Here is a 22,339-nt window from a genome sequence, read left to right as displayed (position 1 = left end):
TCTGTATAACTATTCATATATCTAAAAAATTTGGTTGTAAATGTATCTTACTGGTGCTTAATGAATAATAAATTAGACTTTAAGCATTGTGTTTGTTAGTTTTGATATGTTTTAAAGAATTTAAAAGAATATTACTGATTATTGAATTGGTGCGTGGGCGGGACTTGAAAAGCATGTATTAAATCTTTTTAGTACAAGTGTTTTATCTATTTAAAATTTACTTTATATACCTAAACGTATACCTAAAACGAAAAGTGACCCCTAAGATTGGGTATTTTTTATGCTCCCTTATTTTTGATTTAAAGTTAATTTTTCGCGGATGTAAAAATCTGGTCAAAGAGACAGTACCCAAATTTATGTGTTAAAAAAATTGACTACCCCCATTAAAATAAAATTTTATAAAAATCTATGCATACTATACATGATTTCTTGTAAGCCTTATTTTATAAGGGTTTGTGATATGTATGGTCTACATTTTAACCCTACATGACTCTACATTTTTACTGTACATAATTTAGTGATGTAAAAATTTATTACTAGATTAGCTAAATAATGGGCTATTTATTTTTTATGATTTTGATTATTACAAGCCCAAAAAATACTTTTATTTCGCGGTTTTGCACAGAAATGAGTAAAGGCGGTGTTTTAGCTATTGAGTGTAGATATTTACTACTCTATAACTGTTATGATAATACAACGAAAGGAATACTAATTAGATAATATTTTAATTGATTAGTGATGATAGATAGTTATTAAAGTTTAATCTATTCTATAATATCATGACAGTTTTAATAACATTTTATGAAAATAGGTTATATCTTCGCCCAAACAAGAAAAGAATTGATTATCAATTTTTTCTACTAATGGAGTAGTTTTATTTACCATAATATACCCATTATCTGTTAATTGAATAGATTTAGCTCTACTATCTTTTACTGATGTAATTCTTTTAACTAATATTTTTTTTTCTAAATTATCTAAAATTTGCGATACTGTAACAACATCAATATTAGCATGTTGAGATAAAGTTACTTGTGTAACTTCATCAAAATGTTCTGAAAGATATGCCAACGTGGTAAGAATAATAAATTGCGGATGAGTTATTGAATACTGTTTCAAACTATTTTTTATTAAACTATTCCAAGTTGCATAGGTTTTCATAAATACAAAACCTATAGATTCTGACGAATCATGCTTAAATTGAGAAGAAAACCTATTGTCTTTGGACATACTTATTTTTCTACCAGATCTTTCAATAAAAATGCTTTATCTATAATATCATTTGAAATATTCTTCATAAAATCATAACAAACTTTATTTGATAATTCTACTTTCGGTTCTAATTCAATTACAGCTTTTATCGCATAATTATTATCTGAATATTCGATTATTTGATGAGAAAAAAATAAAATCCCAATATCTGGAATATCAAATCTTTCAGTAAATTCTCTATTAATCAATACGGTAGATAATATAACTTTCATGGCTGGCATGTTTTCCAGTTTAAATAAACCATTAACTCCACTTTTTATTTCACCTGTTATCGTAAATTCTTCAAGATCAGTTTCCCAAAGTTTTCTTAATGAAAAGTCAACAAAATATGGCCAAATTTTATGAGGCATAGACACAGTCGGAATTTCAAAAGAAATAGAAATTTTTTTCATATATAATCCTTATTTATTTAATTAATATGCTTATAATAAGTATACTTATAATAAGCATGCTAAATAAATGCGTCAACTAAATTTTATCGGGCTTGTTACAAATTTACTGATATTTAATGGGCAATAAAATAGCCTTTAAAACTTGTTATTACTGGGTTTGGTGTGCTTTGTTGAGTTTAAAAGAATGTTACTGATTATTGAATTGGTGCCGTGGGCGGGACTTGAACCCGCATGCCCTTAGAGCACTACCCCCTCAAGATAGCGTGTCTACCAATTTCACCACCACGGCGCCGTTTTTATTCAGGAATATCTGATGTTGGATTTATTTGTTCAGGTTGAACAACGGGATCTGCTGTCGGAGTAATGCCACTCTCGCTTTGCTGAGTTGTTACCGGAGCAGTATCTTCGAGATTATCAAATTCACCAGTTGAGGTGATGTGAGCGCGACTACCTAAATTAGATAAAATAATACTTATCACAAAAAATAATATACCTAATAAAGTTGTTGTGCGAGTCAAAAAGTTTCCACTTCCTGATGAACCAAATAAAGTTGCTGACGCACCCGCACCAAAAGAAGACCCCATATCGGCGCCTTTTCCTCGTTGAATTAAAACTAATACGATTATTGCTAGTGCAATGATCAAATAACTTATAATTAAAAGTCCGTACATTTCAACCTGTCAATTTTATGTTTTATACAACAGAATTTATTGAAGCGAAATATTAACGAAAGACAGACCAACAAGCAAGTAAAATTTAAGGTATTGTTGGCATAATTTGGGTTTTGACGCTTTAAAACTATTATCAATATTAATTTTTATACAAAAAAATTATATTCGTTTATTGTTTTTACTCGGTAGGATAGTTGATTTATAGAAATTCTTTATTTTTAGATACGAAATAGAACTTTATTACACTATTTATGATCAAGTTACAATAATAAATATCATTTTAAATTAACATGTTCAAAGGAATTGATTTAGCAAATTGTTTTTATAATCCATTTTAGATTCAATATTTGTTGGATTAAATTGTATGTTTTTTTAGAAAAACAGTATAATGATCACTATTTTTATTTAGATCACACCTTAGTTTTATGAAATTTATTGTTAAACTCTTTCCTGAAATCACGATTAAAAGTGATTCCGTCCGTTTACGTTTTATCAAAATATTAACTAGCAATATTCGTAATATATTAAAACATCATATAGAAGATGTTGCTGTTATTCGTCATTGGGATTTTATTGAAGTTCGTCCAAAAATAGCAAATAGTGAAACCTTGATTCTAGAACTACTAACCCGAATACCCGGTATTCATCACATTCTGGCTGTCGATGAACTAACTTATGTCGATATGCATGATATTTTTGAAAAAGCTTTAAATTACTATGCCCCATTAATTGAAAATAAAACTTTTTGTGTTAGGGTTAAACGCAGAGGAAAGCATGACTTTACTTCAATTGATGTTGAACGTTACGTTGGTGGTGGACTTAATAAATATGTGCCTTCAGCTAAGGTAAAGCTAACACGCCCTGAGGTTACGGTTAATTTAGAAATTGACAATGATAAGTTATTACTTGTTAAAGGTCGACATGATGGTATTGGTGGTTTTCCGACTGGTACTCAAGAAGATGTTATCTCACTTATTTCTGGTGGATTTGACTCAGGTGTATCAAGTTATATGTTGATGCGACGAGGTAGTCGAGTTCATTATTGCTTTTTTAATCTTGGCGGAAAAACTCACGAAATTGGTGTAAAACAGATGGCTCACTATTTATGGGAACGTTTTGGAAGTTCACATAAAGTACGTTTTATTGCTATCAATTTTTCAGATGTTGTTGGTGAGATTTTGGAAAAAATTGATGATGGACAAATGGGTGTAATCTTAAAAAGAATGATGATCCGTGCCGCATCTAAAATAGCTCAGCGTTATAATGTGCAAGCTCTTGTGACTGGTGAAGCTCTTGGTCAAGTATCAAGTCAAACATTAACTAATTTACGCTTAATTGATAATGTTAGTGATACATTGATTTTACGTCCACTAATCACTCACGATAAAGAAACCATTATCAATCTTGCTAGACAAATTGGCACCGAAGATATTGCTAAAACCATGCCTGAATTTTGTGGTGTAATCTCTAAAAGCCCTACAGTCAAAGCCATTAAAGAGAAAATTGAAGCAGAAGAGTTGAATTTTGATTTTTCAATACTTAATAAAGCTATAGAAGATGCAGAAAACATTGATATTCGTGAAATAGCTAAACAATCAGACACAACAATTCAACAGGTTGAAACTGTATCTACTCTTAATAATGATCATATTATTATTGATATTCGCCCTTCAGATGAACAAGAGGATGATCCTTTAATATTAGACGATAATGTTGAAATTAAATTAATTCCTTTTTATAAATTAGCTTCTCAATTTAGTGATTTGGATCAAAGTAAGCAGTATTTGCTTTATTGCAACCGTGGAGTGATGAGTAAATTACAAGCACTTTATCTTATTGATCAAGGTTTTACTAATGTTAAAGTATTAAAATTGTAGAACTTAACAATTATTTACTATATTGTTAGTATTGATAGTATTTTTTGCATATATAATAACTTGGCAAAGTGTGAAATCTTGATGTAATTCGATAAAAATAAATATGATATATGAGTAAACAGAGGATTGTAATGAACAAATTACTTGTAGTGGATGATGATCCAGAAATCGCCTCGTTGTTATCCGAGCTTCTTGAACTAGAAGGATTTGAAGTTGAAACGGCGAATAATGGTGTGCAAGCTTTAGAAAAGTTTGATATGTCATTTGATTTGATTCTGCTCGATATAATGATGCCTGAAATGAATGGATTAAATGTATTATCTCAGCTTAGAAGCAAATTTACTGTCCCTGTTATTTTTTTAACGGCTAAAGATAATGAATATGATAAAATTATTGGACTTGAACTTGGTGCTGATGATTATATTCTAAAACCTTTCAACGATAGAGAACTTATAGCTAGAATCAACGCACTATTACGTAGAACGCGCTGGGATAATTTAGTTAATGAAACAGATGATCTTCCTCAACAGTATACAGTTGATAAGTTGGTATTAAATCGAAAACAGCAGTCAGTTTATTATGATAGTAAATATATAGAATTAACTGGTACGGAATTTCAAGTATTACTTAAATTTCTCGAAAATGGTGGTAAAATCATATCTAGAGATACGTTAAGCGAAACAGTTTTAGGTAAGGAATTTATTCCACTTGCTCGCTCAATTGATGTACATGTATCTAATTTAAGAAAAAAACTTCCTCCTCGTAGTGATGGTTTACCGTGGATTAAAACCTTACGTTCTAAAGGATATTTATTTGTTATTGATAGCAGTAATGATGTATAACAACATCAATATAGTTTTAAATTAGGTGTGATGATATGTGGATTTTTGATCGTTTAACTGTTCGAATTTTCACTATCTTCCTTCTAACGATAGCCTTTTTTTTGGCATTAATCATTTTATTACCAAATTTAGATTCTAGAAACTTAACTTACATTGCAAATAAAGAGCGTGAAACAGGCAATGAATTAGCTAAACAAATAGAAAAAGATCTATCTAATGTACCTAAAGATAGCTTTCGATGGTGGATGCGTTTTATTGTTGTAATGGATACTTACCAAAAATCTGGTCAATTTTTATTTATTGTAACTCCAAGTGGGCAATACATTACTGCAGATACCAAGAATATTGATTTAGTTAAAAACTTTAGCGAAATATCACATAATATTTCAGATCCAGCTAAAAAAATTTATGATTCTCAAGAGATTATAGGACCATTTCTGGTTCATTATGCTGATGAACCATATCAATTATACGTTTTACAACCAGCATCCGATGTTCAATCTCAATTTGTTAATTTACTTTTTGATCATCCTCTATTGTTATTAACACTAATGATGTTAATCAGTTCCCCTTTTTTATTATGGTTGTCATGGAGTATTGCTAAACCTGCACGAAGATTAAAAAAAGCAGCAGATCAAGTTGCTAAAGGTAATTTACAAGAGTGGCCAGAGCTAGAAAAAATAGGTTCTACTGAATATAAAGCAACAGGCGCTAGCTTTAACCATATGTTAAGAGAACTTAAGCGAATGCAAGAAGTACAACAACGCCTATTTTCTGATATTTCTCATGAACTACGTACTCCTTTAACACGTTTACAACTTGCAACTTCTTTATTACGACATAAACAAGGTGAAAGTAATGAAGTTATAAGGATCAATAATGAAGCATTAAAGCTTGATTCTATGATTGGTGATTTATTGTTATTAGCAAGACAACAATATGATAATAATGAAATTCGTCAATTTAAGAAAATTAGTTTACTATTTAAACAAGTACTTGATAATGCGACATTTGAAGCAGAACAAATAGGGAAAAAGTTTTTAGTGACTAATCCTCCAACTAGTCATACTATTTTATGTTATCCTATGGCTTTATGTAGTGCTCTTGAAAATGTTATACGTAATGCATTCCGTTATTCTAATCATAAAATCGTTGTTAACTTTATTGCGCAGCAAAATCAGATAATAATTAGTATTGACGATGATGGGATTGGTGTCGCTGACAAGGAGCTTGAGCAAATCTTTAGACCATTTTATCGTACTAGTGAAGCGCGAGATCGTCAATCCGGAGGAACAGGTTTAGGGCTGGCTATTGTTGCTAATGCTATCATGCGAGATCATGGCAATGTTAAAGCAGAGAAAAGTCATCTTGGTGGACTTAGAATTGTGATAGTATTACCAATTCAGAAATATAAACAATAGAAGAGAAAGTATTGTGTCAAATATTGCCTTAAATATCGTTTTATTTGAGCCAGAAATTCCAGCTAATACAGGTAACATTATCCGTCTTTGTGCTAATACAGGTTTTAATTTGCATATTATAGAACCAATGGGATTCTTTTGGGATGATAAAAAGCTGAGAAGAGCAGGTCTTGATTATCAAGAATTTGTCAACGTAACGCGTTATAAAAATCTTACTCATTTTTTAGAGGTAAACCAACTTGACCTAATTACGCAAGTTTATGCATTAACGACTAAAGGTCAAAAATCTCATAGTGAAGCGAATTTTAAGTATAATGATTTTTTGATGTTTGGCCCCGAAACTAGAGGTTTACCAGCATCAGTTCTTGATGCATTACCACAAGATAAAAAGATTCGTATTCCTATGTTAGCTAATAGTCGAAGTATGAATTTATCTAACTCTGTTGCGGTTGTAGTTTATGAATCATGGCGCCAATTAAATTATTTTGGTGCAAAACAATTTAATTAATTCATTATTAACAATTAAGTTATCACGATTAATATAATTAATATAAATGTTGAATCTGTTATCATTGAATTAAATATATGCCATTTGAAAACTAATTAAAACAAAAAAGAGGTTAATGTAACCTCTTTTTTTGTTTAATAATATATAGGTATAAAACGTCCATAATTATTTAACACGTGATACATATTCACCTGAACGAGTATCCACTTTAAGCACTTCACCAATTTGCACGAATAATGGTACACGAACAACCGCACCTGTTGATAAAGTTGCTGGTTTTCCGCCTGTTCCTGCTGTATCACCTTTTAAGCCCGGATCGGTTTCAATAACTTCTAGTTCAACAAAATTTGGAGGTGTAACAGCGATAGGTTGACCATTCCACAATGTTAAGATACATTCAGCTTGATCAACTAACCATTTTGCATTATCACCAACGGCTTTAGCATCGGCAGATAGTTGTTCAAAAGTATCATTATTCATAAAATGCCAGAATTCACCATCAGTGTATAAATATGTTAAATTCATATCAACAACATCAGCGGCTTCAACTGATTCACCTGACTTAAAAGTTTTATCAACTGTTTTGCCTGAAAGTAGTTTTTTAATTTTTACTCGGTTAATTGCTTGTCCTTTGCCAGGCTTATAAAATTCATTTTCAACAATTACACAAGGCTCGCCATCTTGCATTATTTTAAGACCAGCTTTAAACTCATTTGTACTAAAAGATGCCATAAAAGCTCCAACTATCATTCTGAATTACAAAAATGAGCCATATTATACAGCAAAAAATTGAACTACCAAATAATAAAGATGAATGGATATTAGATCTAAACAATGTCGTGACAGATGTTAAGGAACTTTATTCTTATTTAGAATTAGATACTAATTCCATTTCAATTCCTATGTTACAAGCGAAAAAACAATTTCCGCTTCGTGTTCCTATGGCTTTTATAAATCGAATGAAAAAGGGGGATTATAAAGATCCATTGTTATTACAAGTTCTTTGTGATGAGCATGAAATGATTCATGTAGATGGATATAGTAATGATCCTTTGGATGAACAACAAAATACTATTCCAGGATTACTACATAAATATCATAATCGTGCTTTATTAATTACTAAAACGGCTTGTGCTATAAATTGTCGTTATTGTTTTAGGCGACATTTTCCTTACCATGAAAACCAAGGAAATAAAAAGAATCTTAGTATTGCGCTTAATTATATTGCCAATCATCCAGAACTTGATGAAATTATTCTTTCTGGAGGAGATCCTTTAATGGCTAAAGATCATGAGATTGAATTTTTGATAAAAGAATTAGAAAAGATACCTTACATAAAACGGTTACGAATTCATACTCGTTTAGCCGTTGTGATACCATCACGAATTACATCAACACTTTGTCAGCTATTTGCTAAAAGTCGATTACAAATTATCATGGTTACTCATATCAATCATCCAAATGAGATTGATGAAAATGTAGCTAAAGCTATTTCACTATTAAAACATCAGGGTGTAACTGTGCTTAATCAAAGCGTTTTATTAAAAAATGTTAACGATAAAGCCGAAACACTAGCACAATTAAGTAATAAGATATTTGATATCGGCATTTTGCCTTATTACATCCATTTACTTGATAAGGTGCAAGGAGCTGCTCACTTTATGGTAAATGATGAAAAAGCCAAACAAATAATGAAACAACTAGCAGCTCAAGTTTCAGGGTATTTGGTGCCTAAACTAGCGCGTGAAATAGGTGGTGAAAAAAGTAAGCGTGTCATTACATTTAGTGATTAAGAAATCTAATTTTCGTATCCATTTTTTTGAAGCTGTTTTTGATACATTATATGAATCTATAAAGAAGATAAATTAATCTCATAAACTATTATTTTGCTGATTATTTATTGACAACATGGATTAAAATACATGCTTAAATTAATAGTGTATATATCGGTTTTTTATATAATTGTATCTTAATTAGGTGTTAATGGATTTCTTGAAAATTTATCTGTTAAAATCTCATTGACGACAAAGGAAATAAACACTATAATTTCGACCTCTTTAATTAATGCTGTGGAGTTTACACTCTACAACCTTGTTGATAAATTAGATTTGGATATAAATCGTCATGAAACGCACATTTCAACCATCAGTATTAAAACGCAATAGAACTCACGGTTTCCGTGCTCGTATGGCAACAAAAAACGGTCGTCAAGTTCTTGCTCGCCGTCGTGCTAAAGGCCGTGTTCGTTTAACTGTTGCTAGCTGATTTAAAGTTGAGTGATTAAATTCACTTATCCTCGGGAGTTGCGATTGTTAACTCCCTTTGATTTCAGTTATGTTTTCCAAGAATCCATCAGAGCTGGATCACCTTTTCTTACGCTTGTTTCACGTAAAAATAATTTAACACATGCTCGTTTGGGATTTGCCATAGCTAAAAAGCAGGTAAAACGTGCCCATGAACGTAACCGTATCAAACGGCTTGTGAAAGAATATTTTCGTTATCATCAACATCAATTCCCTAATATTGATTTTATTCTGATGGCTAAATCTCCTGTTATTGACTTAAATAATCAACAAATAGTCGAGATATTTGATAAACTATGCCAACGAATCATAGCCAAGCAAAAAATTTAAATAAAATAAAATTAACGATAAAAAGGCATGTTTTTGCATTTAATTTATTGATAATTAATTTTTTTATTTTTTTTATTCGTATATATCAACGTATCCTTAGTCCTTTATTTGGTCCAAAGTGCCGTTTTACGCCGTCATGTTCACAATATGCTGTAATTGCATTAAGACGCTTTGGATTAATAAAAGGTAGTTGGCTAATGGTTAAACGTGTATTAAAATGTCACCCCTTACATGAAGGAGGTGAAGATTTTGTTCCTCCAAAAATTAAAACCAATAGAGAAAAACACTAATGGGATCTCAACGTAATATTTTAGTCATTGCTTTACTTTTTGTATCTTTTTTTATTTGGAAAGCATGGGAAGAAGATCATGCTCCTAAGCCGCCTGTGATTAACCAGTTAACACAACAGGCAGGTGAAGATAGTACTGAGGTTGGTAAAACAATTACTGTAAAATCAGATGTATTATCACTTACTATCAATACTTATGGTGGCGATGTGCAATCTGCTCAATTATTAAAATATGATCAGACGCTTCATTCAGGTACACCTTTCCAATTATTAACATCAACTCCTGATTTTGTTTATATTGCTGAAAGCGGTCTAACTGGTAAAGATGGCCCTGATAATGCAATTCAAGGATCAAAACGACCAGTATATCAAACAGAACAAACCGAATACGTATTAGCTGATGGACAAGATGAATTGCGTGTACCATTGACATATCAGGTTAATGGTGTTAGCTATACTAAATATTATATATTGCATCGTGGTAATTATGCTATTGATGTTCAATATGACATAAATAACCAAAGTGGAAGTCCTATTGATGTTTCGATGTATGGTCAGTTAAAACAAACTATAGAGTTACCTAAAGGTACTGTGACTGAAGGTGGCGGAGGATTAGGCCTAAATGTTTTTCGTGGTGCAGCTTATTCTAGTTCTAACACTAACTATAGCAAATATAGTTTTGATGATATAAAAGATAAAGCTTTAGATGTGAGTACCAAAACAGGTTGGGTTGCAATGCTACAACACTATTTTGTTACAGCATGGGTGCCAGCTCAGGATCAAAATAATTTATTTTATTCTCGATCTACAGCTAACAAATCTCAAGCAACGATCGGTTTTAAAGGTGAATCAACTATTATTCAACCAGGTAATAGTCAAACTATTAGTGCAAAATTATGGTTGGGACCAGAAATTCAAAACCAATTGAAAGAGACTGCCAATCATCTTGATTTAACCGTTGACTATGGTTGGTTATGGTTCTTATCACAACCACTATTTTATTTATTAAAATTTATTCATAGTTTTGTTGGTAACTGGGGCTTTGCAATTATTATTATTACTTTTATTGTCCGTGGTATTTTATTCCCATTAACACGTGCACAATATCGTTCAATGGCAAAAATGAAGTTATTACAACCTCGTATAGAAGCATTGAAAGAACGTTATGGTGATGATAAGCAAAAAATGAGTGTGGAAACCATGGCGATTTATAAACAAGAAAAAGTAAATCCAATAGGTGGTTGTTTGCCAATATTCATTCAAATGCCAATTTTCTTATCACTATTCTATATGTTAGGTAATGCTGTAGAGCTACGTCATGCTCCATTTGCATTTTGGATTTATGACTTATCTGCACAAGATCCTTATTATATTTTTCCTTTATTAATGGGCGGTACAATGTTCTTAATTCAGATGATGTCTCCAACACCAGCGGCTGACCCATTACAAAAAAGGTTAATGACTTATATGCCATTAATCTTTACGGTATTCTTCTTATGGTTTCCAGCAGGTTTAGTTTTATACTATATCGTAAGTAACTTATTTACAATTGCCCAGCAACGTATCATTTATTGGGAACTTGAGAAAAAAGGACTACACGAGAAGAAAAAGAAATAATATTGATAATAAAGGAGGTTAAAACCCTCCTTTTTCGTTGTTTTTGGTGTAAATTGATATGAACATACAGCAACAAATAAATTTGAATGGTAATGAAGTAGGTTATTGGTTTGTCAGTAAAAATGGACGACTATGGTTACCAAATGGTGAAGTTCCTGTTGGTAATGCCAGCCAATTGGGTTTTACAAATCTACTTGCCCAACCTATTGGTGAGTGGAATGGACAAACAGCTTGGCTTATTTGTCGTGAAATGAAAACAGCAATGAGTTCAATTCGATCTTTGCTTGGTAATAATGAACAATCATTATTTTATATGGCTGGACGAGCCGTTCAATTATCAGAGTTCTATCGTTCTCATAAATATTGTGGTTATTGTGGTCACGAAATGCATATTAGTACAACAGAATGGTGTTGTATGTGTCACAACTGTAATGAACGCTATTATCCACAAATTTCGCCATCTATCATTGTCGCTATTCGCAATAAAAATAAAATATTATTGGCAAAACATGTTAGACATAATCAAGATAGTTTATACACTGTGTTAGCTGGTTTTACTGAAATTGGTGAAACTATGGAAATGGCTGTTAAGAGAGAGGTATTTGAAGAAGCAAAAATAAAAATTAAAAATATTCGTTATATAGGATCGCAGCCTTGGCCGTTTCCTAATTCATTAATGATGGCTTATTTGGCAGATTATGAAAGTGGTGAAATTCAAGTAGATACTAGCGAATTAGTTGAAGCAAATTGGTATCATTATTCTCAGTTACCTAAAATTCCCGAATATGGGACTATTGCTCGGCGTTTAATTGAAGATACCATTGTACTTTGCCGAGAATATGATGAGTACGGTAATGATTAATCATATTCTCTTTGGTATTAAAAGGTAATAAATAAATCTATTGATATTCAATGGTTCTTATTAAATTAATGGTTTTTGACTTATCGCCATTCGTTACACAGATTGCTTTTGTCCAATCTCGGTTTTCATTATAATCAGAATAAGTACAAGTCTCAGTTATTTCAACTTCTTGTTCATTTTGGTCATTAATTATGATGTCACCATTTGATGATAGTTTAAATGACTTAGTGATAGTTTTTTCTAATTGATTATTATCATTGTAAATAATATCTTTTTCTTGTACTAATACAGGAAATTTGGTTTTTTCATCAACTGGAATATAAGCGTTATATAAAACCATCTCAACTCGATCTTGTTCATAAATTATTTTGCTATTAAAAATAATATTATTTTCTGCAAAGTGAGATAAAGTTGTTTCAACTAAATGGCCTTGCTCGTCAAATTCGGAAATAGCAACGATATCTCCATTACTATTTTTCATGCCAAGAATGTTTTTTGCATTGTCAAAAGTAATTCCATATTCATTTCTAGTTTCTTTCATTCCGTAAATGTATTTAGCTTTATCATAATTGATTTCACCATATAATCCTTCTAAATTATAATTAGCTACATAACCTAGATTATTGTAGTTAATTAGTTTATTCGATGAACCTTCAATTTTTTGCTGTTTAAATAGTTTATTATTTGGTAATAATTCTGGTTCTGTATGAAAAAGATAACTGTTAATAATCGCAATTTGAGTTAAGTTTTTATTAATTGGTTTTTTGTCATCACAACCACTGATTAATAATATACTACAGCCTAAACTTATGTATAAAAGAGAAATATATTTTTTCATAACATTATCTTCCATTATTAATATTATTGTTTAAAAATATTTACAGTAAAACATGAGACTATAATTAGTCATGCTATGTTTACTGTTTTAATGACCTTTACACCAAATAGATAGGGCTTCACAATTCCATTTTATCATCATTTCACACCATACCGCTCGCCATCGCCTTACGGTATTGCTCGTCAGTTTTAGTTTTTTTTCTATTTGTGTATTGCCTTCTCCAGCTATAAGTAAATCAACAAAGCTCAACCATAATTCAGGTTTGGGTAAACGGTTTAATTTAGTATTACTTAAAACATTAAAACTATGTCGACATCGTTTACATCGGTAACATGTTCGTTTGCCTATTTTGACTGTTTCTGTTGAGTTACAGTGTAAACAAATGGGTGTTTGCGTATTAAGTAAAGTATTTATTTTTGATTTGATATAATTATATTGTTGGATTAAGATTGGATTTAAGGTTGTCTGCTGTCTATTAATATACCATTGATATAATGATAAATAATATAGCTTTAAGTAATTAATTATAGCATGGTCACGACGCATTATTTTTTCAGTTGAACAGTCAAATATATTTGCTATTGCTTGATAAGTGTAATTTTTTATACGGCAAACAAAAATGGTTTCTAACCAATTAAAAGGCGTTAGACGGTTAAAAGGTGTATTAGTTGCTGCCGTAAAATATTTATAGCAAGCTTTACAACGGTAAGTAGTAGTTGGATTTGAACGGATTAAATAAAACTCCTTTTTGTCACAAAAAGGACAAACTTCAACATGTTGTGAAGCTATTCTCTCTAAATCATTACGAAAATCATTAAGCTCTTTATGTAATTCTATCGGTATGAGTTCATAAATCATTTTTCATTCCCTTGTCACTAATATGATGAAATATTAACATATTTTTACATAAACACATAGTTTTCCTGAAACTTTTTTACACGCCTTACTAAATACGGGGCGTTAATTTTATATTGGCATTAAATAATTTTAATTATTAATATTTCACAATTGATAGACAATATAAATATGAAAAGAGTGATGCTATAAAATCAAATCATTATAATAAAATTAGAATACCGTTAGTCACTTGGGGGAAGCTTGAAAAGTTTTTACACTTAATAGCTAATTTTACAAAAAAACAGAATGAATAAATCCGATAAAATAAATGAATTCTTTTACTTTTTTGATAAATATCCCCACTATATAAATATGGGGACTTTATTGTGAGTTCATTAAATCTTATTGTTTTTGAACTAACCATTCAGCTACTTGTTTAGCGAAATAAGTTAATATTCCATCTGCACCAGCGCGTTTAAAGCAAAGTAAGGATTCCATAATTACGGACTGTTTATCTAACCAACCGTTTTCAATTGCTGCGCACAGCATAGCATATTCTCCAGAAACTTGATAAGCAAACGTTGGAACGGCAAAGGTCTCTTTTACTCTTCTAACCATATCAAGATAAGGCATACCTGGTTTAACCATGACCATATCAGCACCTTCGCTAAGGTCTTGATAAATTTCTTGCAAAGCTTCATTGCTGTTGGCGGGATCGAGTTGGTAACTTTTTTTATTTCCGCCTTTTATATTTGGAGCTGATCCAACGGCGTCACGAAACGGACCATAAAAACTTGAAGCATATTTAGCTGAATACGCCATGATTTGTGTATTAACAAAATTATGATTTTCTAACTCATCACGAATTGCGCCGATGCGTCCATCCATCATATCACTTGGCGCGATAATATCTGCACCAGCTTGGGCTTGAATTAAAGCTTGTTTAACAAGAATTTCGACAGATATATCATTTTGCACATAACCATGTTCATCAATAATGCCATCTTGTCCGTGTGTTGTGTAAGGGTCAAGGGCTACGTCAGTTAGAATACCTAACTCAGGAATCTCTTTTTTCAATGCTCGAATCGCTTTGGGTACTAATCCATTTTCATTATAAGCTTCCTGTGCGAGTAATGATTTTTTTGCTGGTTCAATGGCTGGAAATAATGAAAGAACAGGGATACCTAGTTTCGCTACATATTCAGCTTCTTTTAATAGTATATCAATACTCATTCGATTAACGTTTGGCATGGATGAAACAGGTTCAGTGATATTGTTTCCTTCAACGATAAAAACAGGATAAATTAGATCATTAATCGTTAGCTGATTTTCTGCAACTAAACGGCGACTAAAATCATAAACACGATTGCGGCGTAAGCGGCGCTTGGGGTACTGACCGGTAATAAACGATGACATAAAAATACCTATCTATATTAATAAAAATGGTTTTATTATCTAATTGAGTAGGGAGATTAGCAAATTAATTTGTTATGATACAATAATTGGATATTTTACTTTACAACATATATCTATTAGAGGTAAAATTGCGCACTAATTTTTAGTCCTTTGTGATATTAAACAAATTTGAGGTGAGAGGCACATGCCAGTAATTAAAGTACGTGAAAATGAACCTTTCGATGTAGCATTACGTCGTTTTAAACGTTCTTGCGAAAAAGCAGGAGTTTTAGCTGAAGTTCGTAATCGTGAATTTTACGAAAAACCAACTACTATTCGTAAACGCGCAAAAGCAGCTGCTGTTAAACGTCATGCTAAAAAATTAGAAAGAGAAAACGCTCGTCGCACTCGTCTATATTAATATTTATACTAAAAGTTTAAATTGATATAAAATTCAATTTTATCTATTTTTTATAAAAAATTTTTACAAGCCGTACATATACATACGGCTTGTTGTCTTTGCGTATAGTGCCAATATCGGTTGAATTATCATGAAAGGTCTTATTCCTCGCGATTTTATTTTAGACTTGATTGCTCGCACAAGTATACTTGATGTGATAAGCAAACGTGTCAAAATGAAAAAAAAGGGGAATAATTACTTTGGTTGTTGTCCTTTCCATGATGAGAAAACTGCCTCTTTTTCATTGAATGAAAAAAAACAGATCTATTATTGTTTTGGTTGTGGGGCATCTGGTTCGGTTGTAAATTTTTTAATGCAATATGAACGTTTGTCTTTTCCCGAAGCTATTGAAGAATTAGCTAGTATGCAAGGAATTCGAGTTCCTTATACGGATAATGAGAATAACCAAATAGATCAATCAAAACAGATTGAATCTCGAAATATTCGCCGTGATCTGTATACGTTAATGGCTAAAATAACCAATTTTTACCAACAGCAATTAGCATTATCAACCTCGATTGATGCACATAAATATCTAGAACAACGTGGACTAAATACGGAAATTATAGCTAGGTATAAAATTGGTTACGCACCTAATTCAAGCCAATTAGCTTTTCAAACTATTGTAAAGACAAAAAACGAAGCAGAGTTATATGATAAAGCAGGGATGTCAGTTAATAATGATAGAAGTAATCGATTTGATCGCTTTCGCGGGCGAATCATGTTCCCAATTCGTGATAGACAAGGTAATGTGATCGCCTTTGGGGGAAGAACTATCATTAATGACTCGGCAAAATATTTAAACTCACCAGAAACGCCTATTTTTCATAAAGGTTTTCAGTTATATGGACTTTATGAAGCTTTGGAAGCCAATCGTAACCCGAAACAATTAATAATTGTAGAGGGTTATATGGATGTTGTATCTCTGGCCCAATATAGTATTGATTATGCGGTAGCAGCTCTAGGGACAGCAACATCAGAAGAACATATTAAACTTCTATTTAGAGCTACAGATTCTGTTATCTTTTGTTATGATGGAGATAATGCAGGAAGGAATGCTGCTTGGCGAGCACTAAATGTTTTATTACCCTGCTTGATTGATGGTAAAGAGATAAGCTTTGCCTTTTTACCTCAAGATGAAGACCCAGATAGTTTTGTACGTAAAGTCGGTAAAACAGGTTTTGAAGATTACCTGAAAACCGCCCCAAATTTGTCTAAATTTTTATTTGATGAATTACTAAAACAAGTTGATTTGAAAACACCGGAAGGGAAAGCTAAATTAAGTTCATTGGCGCTTCCTTTACTTGATCAAATAAAAGCAAAGGCTTTCCGATTAAATTTATTACAACAACTTGGGCGTTATTTAGGATTGCTTGATTTGTCTCAAATAGAGCAATTGATGCAATCTAATCGCCAAAAATATGAAAGTAAGGTCCCAGAAACTGTACCAATAGCACAAATGAAGTTAACAACAATGCGTATTTTGATTGGTTTATTGCTTCAATATCCTAATCTTGCGCAGCTTGTTTCCGATATTAATGCTATTGGTCAAGTGAAAATGGCTGGTATTGATATTTTTATTGAACTACTTGAATTATGCCAGCGCTATCCTAATATAACTACTGCACAAATATTAACTGAGTGTTTAGAAAGGCCGTTTTATAAGCAAATTAGTCGTTTATCAACCTGGGAGTTTCATTACCAAGATGATGATATAGAATCTATTTTTAAACATACTTTAAAAGAGTTATATGATAATATACTCGCCCAAAGACAAGATGAACTAATCGCAAAAGAGAGAGTCTCCGGCTTAAGTACCGCAGAGAAAAAAGAATTAGCGACATTAATACTTGTTTTATCAAAAAAAGACTAAATATATAGGGTATACGTAGATAACAGCTAATGTTCTACATATATAATATACACATGACCAAATAACTAAAAGTGGATACCTTTTATGGAGCAAAATTCTCAATCACAGCTAAAACTCCTAATTATTCGTGGTAAGGAGCTAGGATACCTAACCTATGCTGATGTCAACGATCACTTGCCTGAAGAGATTATTGATTCAGATCAGATTGAAGATATTATCCAAATGATTAATGATATGGGGATTCAAGTTCTTGAAGAAGCCCCTGATTCTGATGAGTTATTACTTTCAGATAATGTCCCTGATGAAGAAGCCGTTGAAGCAGCAACAGCATTAGTATTATCTAATGTTGAGTCAGAAATAGGTCGAACAACCGATCCTGTTCGTATGTATATGCGAGAAATGGGAGCGGTAGAACTTTTAACTCGTGAAGGTGAAATTGATATTGCCAAACGTATTGAAGATGGCATTAATCAGGTTCAAACTTCAGTGTCTGAATACCCAGAGGCGATTACTTACCTACTTGAGCAATATAACTTAGTCGAAAGTGGAGAAGTTCGTTTATCTGATTTAATTACTGGTTTTGTTGATCCAAATGCGGAAGAAGTAACAGAAGAATTACCTGAAGATTTAGAAGATAGTGAAACCGAGATCGAAATCGACGATAGTGACGATGAAAATGAAGATGAGGATGGTGATTCATCTGCAGATGAAGATGTTTCGATTGATCCTGAAGTAGCTAGAGCAAAATTTGCTGAATTACAAGAACAGCATAATAAAACTTCTGAAGCTATTAAAAAATATGGAAGAGGTCACAAAAAAGCACAAAAAGAGATCGAAAATTTATCAGAGATTTTCAAACAATTTCGTTTAGTAGCTAAACAGTTCGATATACTTGTCAACAATATGAGAAGTATGATGGATCGTGTAAGAGCACACGAACGTGTAATTATGAAGATCTGCGTTGAACAATGTAAGATGCCGAAAAAACAATTTATGAATTATTTCACTGGAAATGAAAATAACATGGATTGGTATAATAAAGCATTAACTTCGAAAAGTGCTTTTGCGGCTAATTTAAAAGATTTCGAGGAGCAAATTGCTGCACAAGTTAACTTGTTGCAACAAATTGAAACGGAAACTAATCTTTCTATTGAGCAAATTAAAGATATTAATCGTCGTATGTCTATTGGTGAAGCAAAAGCACGACGCGCTAAGAAAGAAATGGTTGAAGCAAACTTACGTTTAGTTATTTCTATAGCAAAAAAATACACTAACCGTGGATTACAGTTCTTAGATCTGATTCAAGAAGGTAATATCGGTCTAATGAAAGCTGTAGATAAGTTTGAATACCGTCGAGGTTATAAATTCTCAACTTATGCAACTTGGTGGATTAGACAAGCTATCACACGTTCAATTGCCGACCAAGCAAGAACAATTCGTATTCCAGTACATATGATTGAGACGATCAATAAGTTAAATCGTATTTCACGCCAAATGTTACAAGAAATTGGTCGCGAACCGACACCAGAAGAGTTATCTGAACGTATGCAAATGCCAGAAGATAAAATTCGTAAAGTGTTGAAGATTGCTAAAGAACCAATTTCAATGGAAACACCAGTTGGTGATGATGAAGATTCACATTTAGGTGACTTTATTGAAGATACCGCACTAGAGCAACCATTAGATGCAGCAACATCTGAAAGCTTGCGCAGTGCAACACGTGATATCTTATCTGGTTTAACGCCACGCGAAGCAAAAGTATTACGTATGCGATTTGGTATTGATATGAATACTGATCATACGCTTGAAGAAGTTGGTAAACAATTTGATGTAACACGTGAACGTATTCGTCAAATTGAAGCTAAAGCGTTACGTAAATTACGTCATCCAAGTCGTTCGGATGTTCTTCGTAGCTTCTTAGAATAAGTATTTTTACACGTAAACTATATCGCCACTATTGTGGCGATTTTTTTAGCAAAAAAGATTGGTAACTATGAATATACTCCAACGTTTGAAGATTGATCCATTCTTATTGACTTTAATTTGTGTTGTTATTACTGCAAGTATTTTGCCTTGTAAGGGACAAACTAAAATATTCTTTGAGCACCTTACAACTTTTGCCATTGGATTGTTATTTTTTATGCATGGCGCTAAACTTTCTTTTCAATCCATTATCATTGGCATAAAAAATTGGCGATTACATTTGTTAATATTTGCAACGACTTTTGTGGTTTTTCCTATCTTAGGCGTTATGATGCAATTTTTAGTGCCAACTTTTTTATCGCAAGAATTTTATTTAGGCTTTGTGTACCTTTGTGTTTTACCTGCAACAGTACAATCAGCAATAGCATTTACTTCGATAGCAAGAGGTAATGTAGCTGCTGCAATTTGTAGTGCCTCAGCATCAACATTATTGGGTGTTTTTATTACTCCTATTTTAGTTGGGTTACTAATGAATACTCAAGCTGTTGCTTCAATGGATATAGTCGATGCAATTACCTCAATAATGTTAAAATTGATGTTACCTTTTATTATTGGTCATTTATCGCGTCGCTTTATAATAAAATGGATAGAAAAATACAAAAATATCATTTCTAAAACTGATCGTTTATCAATTTTATTAGTGGTTTATGTTGCTTTTAGTGATGCAGTTATTAATGGCATTTGGGCACAAGTTGGCCTTTTATCGTTATTAAACATAATATTTTTCTCAATTGTATTATTAGTTATTGTTTTATTGATTACGACCTATAGTGCAAGACTATTTGGTTTTAGCAAAGAAGATGAAATTACAATCGTATTTTGTGGTTCAAAAAAAAGTTTAGCTAGTGGTATTCCCATGGCCAGTGTTATTTTTCCAATGTCGATTATGGGGATTATGATTTTACCTTTAATGATCTTTCATCAGATTCAATTAATGATCTGTGCTTTTTTAGCTGCCCGCTATGCTAAACGAAAAATGTAAAATTTGTTTTGCTCATTATCCTATTCTAAAGGATAATAGAGTCGTTAATTAACAACAGAAAGATCTATTATGTTTCATCTATTTTCTGATTTAGAATTTTCAACTATTGTATTATTAGTCTTTGCATTGTTATTTGTGCTTTTTTACGAGGCTATAAATGGATTTCATGATACAGCCAATGCTGTCGCAACGGTTATTTATACCAGAGCATTGAAAGAGCAACTTGCCGTTTTTATGGCAGGAGTGTTTAATTTCTTCGGTGTGTTGCTTGGTGGCCTTAGTGTTGCTTATGCGATTGTGCACTTATTACCAACCGATTTATTACTCAATGTAAGTTCTACACATGGGCTTGCAATGGTATTTTCTATTTTATTCGCAGCAATTATTTGGAATTTAGGAACTTGGTATGTTGGCATCCCTGCATCAAGTTCTCATACCTTAATTGGTTCCATTATTGGTGTGGCACTTGCTAATGCCTTTATTATGGATACATCAATTATTGATGCGCTTAATATTCCAAAGATGATTCAAATCTTTTTATCATTAATTATTTCACCAGTAATTGGTCTTGTTGTTGCTGGTTTAATGATTTTTTTACTACGTAAATATTGGACACGTAAAAGTCAAAGCAAAAAAAGTAGTAAAAAAAGAGAACGTATTTTCATGACACCAGAGCAGCGTGAAAAACTCTATGGTAAGAAAAAGCCTCCATTTTGGATTCGCATAATGCTTATTATATCAGCAGCCGGTGTAAGCTTTTCACATGGCGCTAACGATGGGCAAAAAGGAATTGGTTTATTAATGTTAGTGCTAATGGGCATTGCTCCCGCAGGTTTTATTGTTAATATGAGTGCTTCAACTTATGATATTACCAATACTCGCAATGCTATCCACAATATTGAAGACTATTTTGTTACTCATAATCAAGATTTAACAACTGTAATTGGCTCTCAATCTACAGTTGACTCTAACGTGCCTATCAGCGATTTAAATCAATATCATTGTGATTATTCGCGTTCTTTTATTACATTAAATATTGCTAATAATCTATTTAATAAAATGAATGATTATGAATCTCTTACTGTTGAGCAACGTTCACAAGCTAGACGTATACTACTTTGCTTGTCCGATACTGTTTCACATGTTGCTAAACAACCAAATATTTCATCAGAAGATAAACAATATTTAAAATCGGTCAATAATGACTTACTTAAAACAATTGAATATGCACCTATTTGGATCATCATCTCAGTGGCTTCAGCGCTTGCTATTGGTACTATGATTGGATGGCGTCGGGTTGCTGTTACCATTGGTGAAAAAATTGGTAAAAAAGGGATGACTTATGCTCAAGGTGTTTCGGCGCAAATTACCACAGCACTTTCAATTGGTATTGCTAGCTATACGGGTATGCCAGTATCAACTACTCAAGTCCTTTCATCATCAGTGGCTGGAACAATGATCGTTGATGGTGGTGGTGTACAAAGCAAAACGATTAAAAATATTGCATTAACATGGATTTTGACATTGCCGATTTCAATTTTGTTATCTGGGTCACTTTTTTGGCTTGCTCAAAAATTAATTTAGTAG

22 protein-coding genes and 1 tRNA gene are annotated in these 22,339 nt (G+C 32.1%); 15 read left to right on the top strand and 8 right to left on the bottom strand.

Annotated features, from left to right (window positions below):
• Positions 1-777 precede the first annotated feature (777 nt).
• The 4 genes from A9G17_RS04835 to secG all read right to left on the bottom strand — a co-directional run bounded on the left by A9G17_RS04835 (position 778) and on the right by secG (position 2,335).
• Positions 778-1,161, bottom strand: coding sequence for a MarR family winged helix-turn-helix transcriptional regulator (locus tag A9G17_RS04835; RefSeq protein WP_218059759.1), 384 nt, complete (start codon positions 1,159-1,161; stop codon positions 778-780).
• A gap of 71 nt (positions 1,162-1,232) precedes the next feature.
• A complete protein-coding gene (locus A9G17_RS04830; protein WP_065737740.1) occupies positions 1,233-1,664 on the bottom strand; it encodes a hypothetical protein in 432 nt (143 codons plus the stop codon).
• Between the two features lie 203 nt (positions 1,665-1,867).
• A tRNA-Leu gene (locus A9G17_RS04825) sits at positions 1,868-1,953 on the bottom strand.
• 7 nt (positions 1,954-1,960) lie between these two features.
• The gene (secG, locus tag A9G17_RS04820) at positions 1,961-2,335 is read right to left on the bottom strand and encodes a preprotein translocase subunit SecG (RefSeq protein WP_065737739.1); all 375 of its coding nucleotides are present in this window, start codon (positions 2,333-2,335) and stop codon (positions 1,961-1,963) included.
• A 425-nt stretch (positions 2,336-2,760) separates the two neighbouring features.
• On the opposite strand from secG, the gene thiI reads away from it, so the two are divergent.
• The 4 genes from thiI to trmL all read left to right on the top strand — a co-directional run bounded on the left by thiI (position 2,761) and on the right by trmL (position 6,983).
• On the top strand, positions 2,761-4,212 hold the full coding sequence (thiI, locus tag A9G17_RS04815; protein WP_065737738.1) for a tRNA uracil 4-sulfurtransferase ThiI: 1,452 nt from the start codon (positions 2,761-2,763) through the stop codon (positions 4,210-4,212).
• Between the two features lie 131 nt (positions 4,213-4,343).
• The gene (locus A9G17_RS04810; RefSeq protein WP_065737737.1) at positions 4,344-5,054 is read left to right on the top strand and encodes a response regulator; all 711 of its coding nucleotides are present in this window, start codon (positions 4,344-4,346) and stop codon (positions 5,052-5,054) included.
• 41 nt (positions 5,055-5,095) lie between these two features.
• Positions 5,096-6,475: an envelope stress sensor histidine kinase CpxA gene (gene cpxA / locus A9G17_RS04805; protein WP_065739089.1), complete on the top strand. Its 1,380-nt coding sequence runs from the start codon at positions 5,096-5,098 to the stop codon at positions 6,473-6,475.
• Between the two features lie 22 nt (positions 6,476-6,497).
• Positions 6,498-6,983, top strand: coding sequence for a tRNA (uridine(34)/cytosine(34)/5-carboxymethylaminomethyluridine(34)-2'-O)-methyltransferase TrmL (gene trmL, locus A9G17_RS04800; protein ID WP_065739088.1), 486 nt, complete (start codon positions 6,498-6,500; stop codon positions 6,981-6,983).
• Positions 6,984-7,148: 165 nt separating this feature from the next.
• Here the strand turns inward: trmL and efp are convergent, their stop codons facing one another.
• On the bottom strand, positions 7,149-7,715 hold the full coding sequence (efp, locus tag A9G17_RS04795; protein WP_034901106.1) for an elongation factor P: 567 nt from the start codon (positions 7,713-7,715) through the stop codon (positions 7,149-7,151).
• A gap of 32 nt (positions 7,716-7,747) precedes the next feature.
• On the opposite strand from efp, the gene epmB reads away from it, so the two are divergent.
• The 6 genes from epmB (at position 7,748) to nudC (ending at position 12,384) form a co-directional block, all read left to right on the top strand.
• Positions 7,748-8,776 (top strand): EF-P beta-lysylation protein EpmB, encoded by a 1,029-nt coding sequence (epmB, locus tag A9G17_RS04790; RefSeq protein WP_065737736.1) that lies wholly within the window; start codon positions 7,748-7,750, stop codon positions 8,774-8,776.
• A gap of 331 nt (positions 8,777-9,107) precedes the next feature.
• Positions 9,108-9,248, top strand: coding sequence for a 50S ribosomal protein L34 (rpmH, locus tag A9G17_RS04785; RefSeq protein WP_025314679.1), 141 nt, complete (start codon positions 9,108-9,110; stop codon positions 9,246-9,248).
• Positions 9,249-9,259: 11 nt separating this feature from the next.
• Positions 9,260-9,616: a ribonuclease P protein component gene (gene rnpA / locus A9G17_RS04780; protein WP_081301678.1), complete on the top strand. Its 357-nt coding sequence runs from the start codon at positions 9,260-9,262 to the stop codon at positions 9,614-9,616.
• A 47-nt stretch (positions 9,617-9,663) separates the two neighbouring features.
• The gene (gene yidD, locus A9G17_RS04775; protein ID WP_065739087.1) at positions 9,664-9,906 is read left to right on the top strand and encodes a membrane protein insertion efficiency factor YidD; all 243 of its coding nucleotides are present in this window, start codon (positions 9,664-9,666) and stop codon (positions 9,904-9,906) included.
• Positions 9,906-11,522 (top strand): membrane protein insertase YidC, encoded by a 1,617-nt coding sequence (yidC, locus tag A9G17_RS04770; RefSeq protein WP_065737734.1) that lies wholly within the window; start codon positions 9,906-9,908, stop codon positions 11,520-11,522. Before yidD ends, yidC begins: the two co-directional genes overlap by 1 nt.
• A gap of 58 nt (positions 11,523-11,580) precedes the next feature.
• The gene (gene nudC, locus A9G17_RS04765) at positions 11,581-12,384 is read left to right on the top strand and encodes an NAD(+) diphosphatase (RefSeq protein WP_065737733.1); all 804 of its coding nucleotides are present in this window, start codon (positions 11,581-11,583) and stop codon (positions 12,382-12,384) included.
• 37 nt (positions 12,385-12,421) lie between these two features.
• Here the strand turns inward: nudC and A9G17_RS04760 are convergent, their stop codons facing one another.
• The 3 genes from A9G17_RS04760 to hemB all read right to left on the bottom strand — a co-directional run bounded on the left by A9G17_RS04760 (position 12,422) and on the right by hemB (position 15,475).
• Entirely contained in the window at positions 12,422-13,222 is an 801-nt protein-coding gene (locus tag A9G17_RS04760) for a hypothetical protein (RefSeq protein ID WP_065737732.1), read from the bottom strand.
• An 87-nt stretch (positions 13,223-13,309) separates the two neighbouring features.
• A complete protein-coding gene (locus tag A9G17_RS04755) occupies positions 13,310-14,080 on the bottom strand; it encodes a hypothetical protein (protein WP_065737731.1) in 771 nt (256 codons plus the stop codon).
• Between the two features lie 381 nt (positions 14,081-14,461).
• On the bottom strand, positions 14,462-15,475 hold the full coding sequence (hemB, locus tag A9G17_RS04750; RefSeq protein ID WP_065737730.1) for a porphobilinogen synthase: 1,014 nt from the start codon (positions 15,473-15,475) through the stop codon (positions 14,462-14,464).
• A gap of 184 nt (positions 15,476-15,659) precedes the next feature.
• Between hemB and rpsU the strand changes: the two genes are divergently transcribed.
• The 5 genes from rpsU (at position 15,660) to pitA (ending at position 22,336) form a co-directional block, all read left to right on the top strand.
• The gene (gene rpsU, locus A9G17_RS04745) at positions 15,660-15,875 is read left to right on the top strand and encodes a 30S ribosomal protein S21 (RefSeq protein ID WP_034882800.1); all 216 of its coding nucleotides are present in this window, start codon (positions 15,660-15,662) and stop codon (positions 15,873-15,875) included.
• 130 nt (positions 15,876-16,005) lie between these two features.
• Positions 16,006-17,787, top strand: a complete 1,782-nt coding sequence (dnaG, locus tag A9G17_RS04740) for a DNA primase (protein WP_065737729.1) — start codon at positions 16,006-16,008, stop codon at positions 17,785-17,787.
• Positions 17,788-17,871: 84 nt separating this feature from the next.
• A complete protein-coding gene (gene rpoD, locus A9G17_RS04735) occupies positions 17,872-19,713 on the top strand; it encodes an RNA polymerase sigma factor RpoD (RefSeq protein WP_065737728.1) in 1,842 nt (613 codons plus the stop codon).
• A gap of 67 nt (positions 19,714-19,780) precedes the next feature.
• Complete coding sequence (locus A9G17_RS04730; protein ID WP_065737727.1) at positions 19,781-20,752, top strand: bile acid:sodium symporter family protein; 972 nt, start codon at positions 19,781-19,783, stop codon at positions 20,750-20,752.
• 69 nt (positions 20,753-20,821) lie between these two features.
• Complete coding sequence (gene pitA, locus A9G17_RS04725) at positions 20,822-22,336, top strand: inorganic phosphate transporter PitA (RefSeq protein ID WP_065737726.1); 1,515 nt, start codon at positions 20,822-20,824, stop codon at positions 22,334-22,336.
• The last annotated feature ends 3 nt before the right edge of the window (positions 22,337-22,339 follow it).

The organism is Gilliamella sp. wkB7, from assembly GCF_001693435.1.
Taxonomy (GTDB): Bacteria; Pseudomonadota; Gammaproteobacteria; order Enterobacterales; family Orbaceae; genus Gilliamella; species Gilliamella apicola_N.
The sequence above is the reverse complement of the archived record's forward strand: the minus strand, read 5'-3'. Positions and strand labels throughout refer to the sequence as shown.

Coding starts and splice junctions, on each gene's coding strand:
- A9G17_RS04835 (WP_218059759.1), bottom strand. CDS start 1,161: ATGAAAACCTATGCAACTTGGAATAGTTTAATAAAAAATAGTTTGAAA.
- A9G17_RS04830 (WP_065737740.1), bottom strand. CDS start 1,664: ATGAAAAAAATTTCTATTTCTTTTGAAATTCCGACTGTGTCTATGCCT.
- secG (WP_065737739.1), bottom strand. CDS start 2,335: ATGTACGGACTTTTAATTATAAGTTATTTGATCATTGCACTAGCAATA.
- thiI (WP_065737738.1), top strand. CDS start 2,761: ATGAAATTTATTGTTAAACTCTTTCCTGAAATCACGATTAAAAGTGAT.
- A9G17_RS04810 (WP_065737737.1), top strand. CDS start 4,344: ATGAACAAATTACTTGTAGTGGATGATGATCCAGAAATCGCCTCGTTG.
- efp (WP_034901106.1), bottom strand. CDS start 7,715: ATGGCATCTTTTAGTACAAATGAGTTTAAAGCTGGTCTTAAAATAATG.
- epmB (WP_065737736.1), top strand. CDS start 7,748: ATGAGCCATATTATACAGCAAAAAATTGAACTACCAAATAATAAAGAT.
- rpmH (WP_025314679.1), top strand. CDS start 9,108: ATGAAACGCACATTTCAACCATCAGTATTAAAACGCAATAGAACTCAC.
- yidC (WP_065737734.1), top strand. CDS start 9,906: ATGGGATCTCAACGTAATATTTTAGTCATTGCTTTACTTTTTGTATCT.
- nudC (WP_065737733.1), top strand. CDS start 11,581: ATGAACATACAGCAACAAATAAATTTGAATGGTAATGAAGTAGGTTAT.
- A9G17_RS04760 (WP_065737732.1), bottom strand. CDS start 13,222: ATGAAAAAATATATTTCTCTTTTATACATAAGTTTAGGCTGTAGTATA.
- A9G17_RS04755 (WP_065737731.1), bottom strand. CDS start 14,080: ATGATTTATGAACTCATACCGATAGAATTACATAAAGAGCTTAATGAT.
- hemB (WP_065737730.1), bottom strand. CDS start 15,475: ATGTCATCGTTTATTACCGGTCAGTACCCCAAGCGCCGCTTACGCCGC.
- rpsU (WP_034882800.1), top strand. CDS start 15,660: ATGCCAGTAATTAAAGTACGTGAAAATGAACCTTTCGATGTAGCATTA.
- dnaG (WP_065737729.1), top strand. CDS start 16,006: ATGAAAGGTCTTATTCCTCGCGATTTTATTTTAGACTTGATTGCTCGC.
- rpoD (WP_065737728.1), top strand. CDS start 17,872: ATGGAGCAAAATTCTCAATCACAGCTAAAACTCCTAATTATTCGTGGT.
- A9G17_RS04730 (WP_065737727.1), top strand. CDS start 19,781: ATGAATATACTCCAACGTTTGAAGATTGATCCATTCTTATTGACTTTA.
- pitA (WP_065737726.1), top strand. CDS start 20,822: ATGTTTCATCTATTTTCTGATTTAGAATTTTCAACTATTGTATTATTA.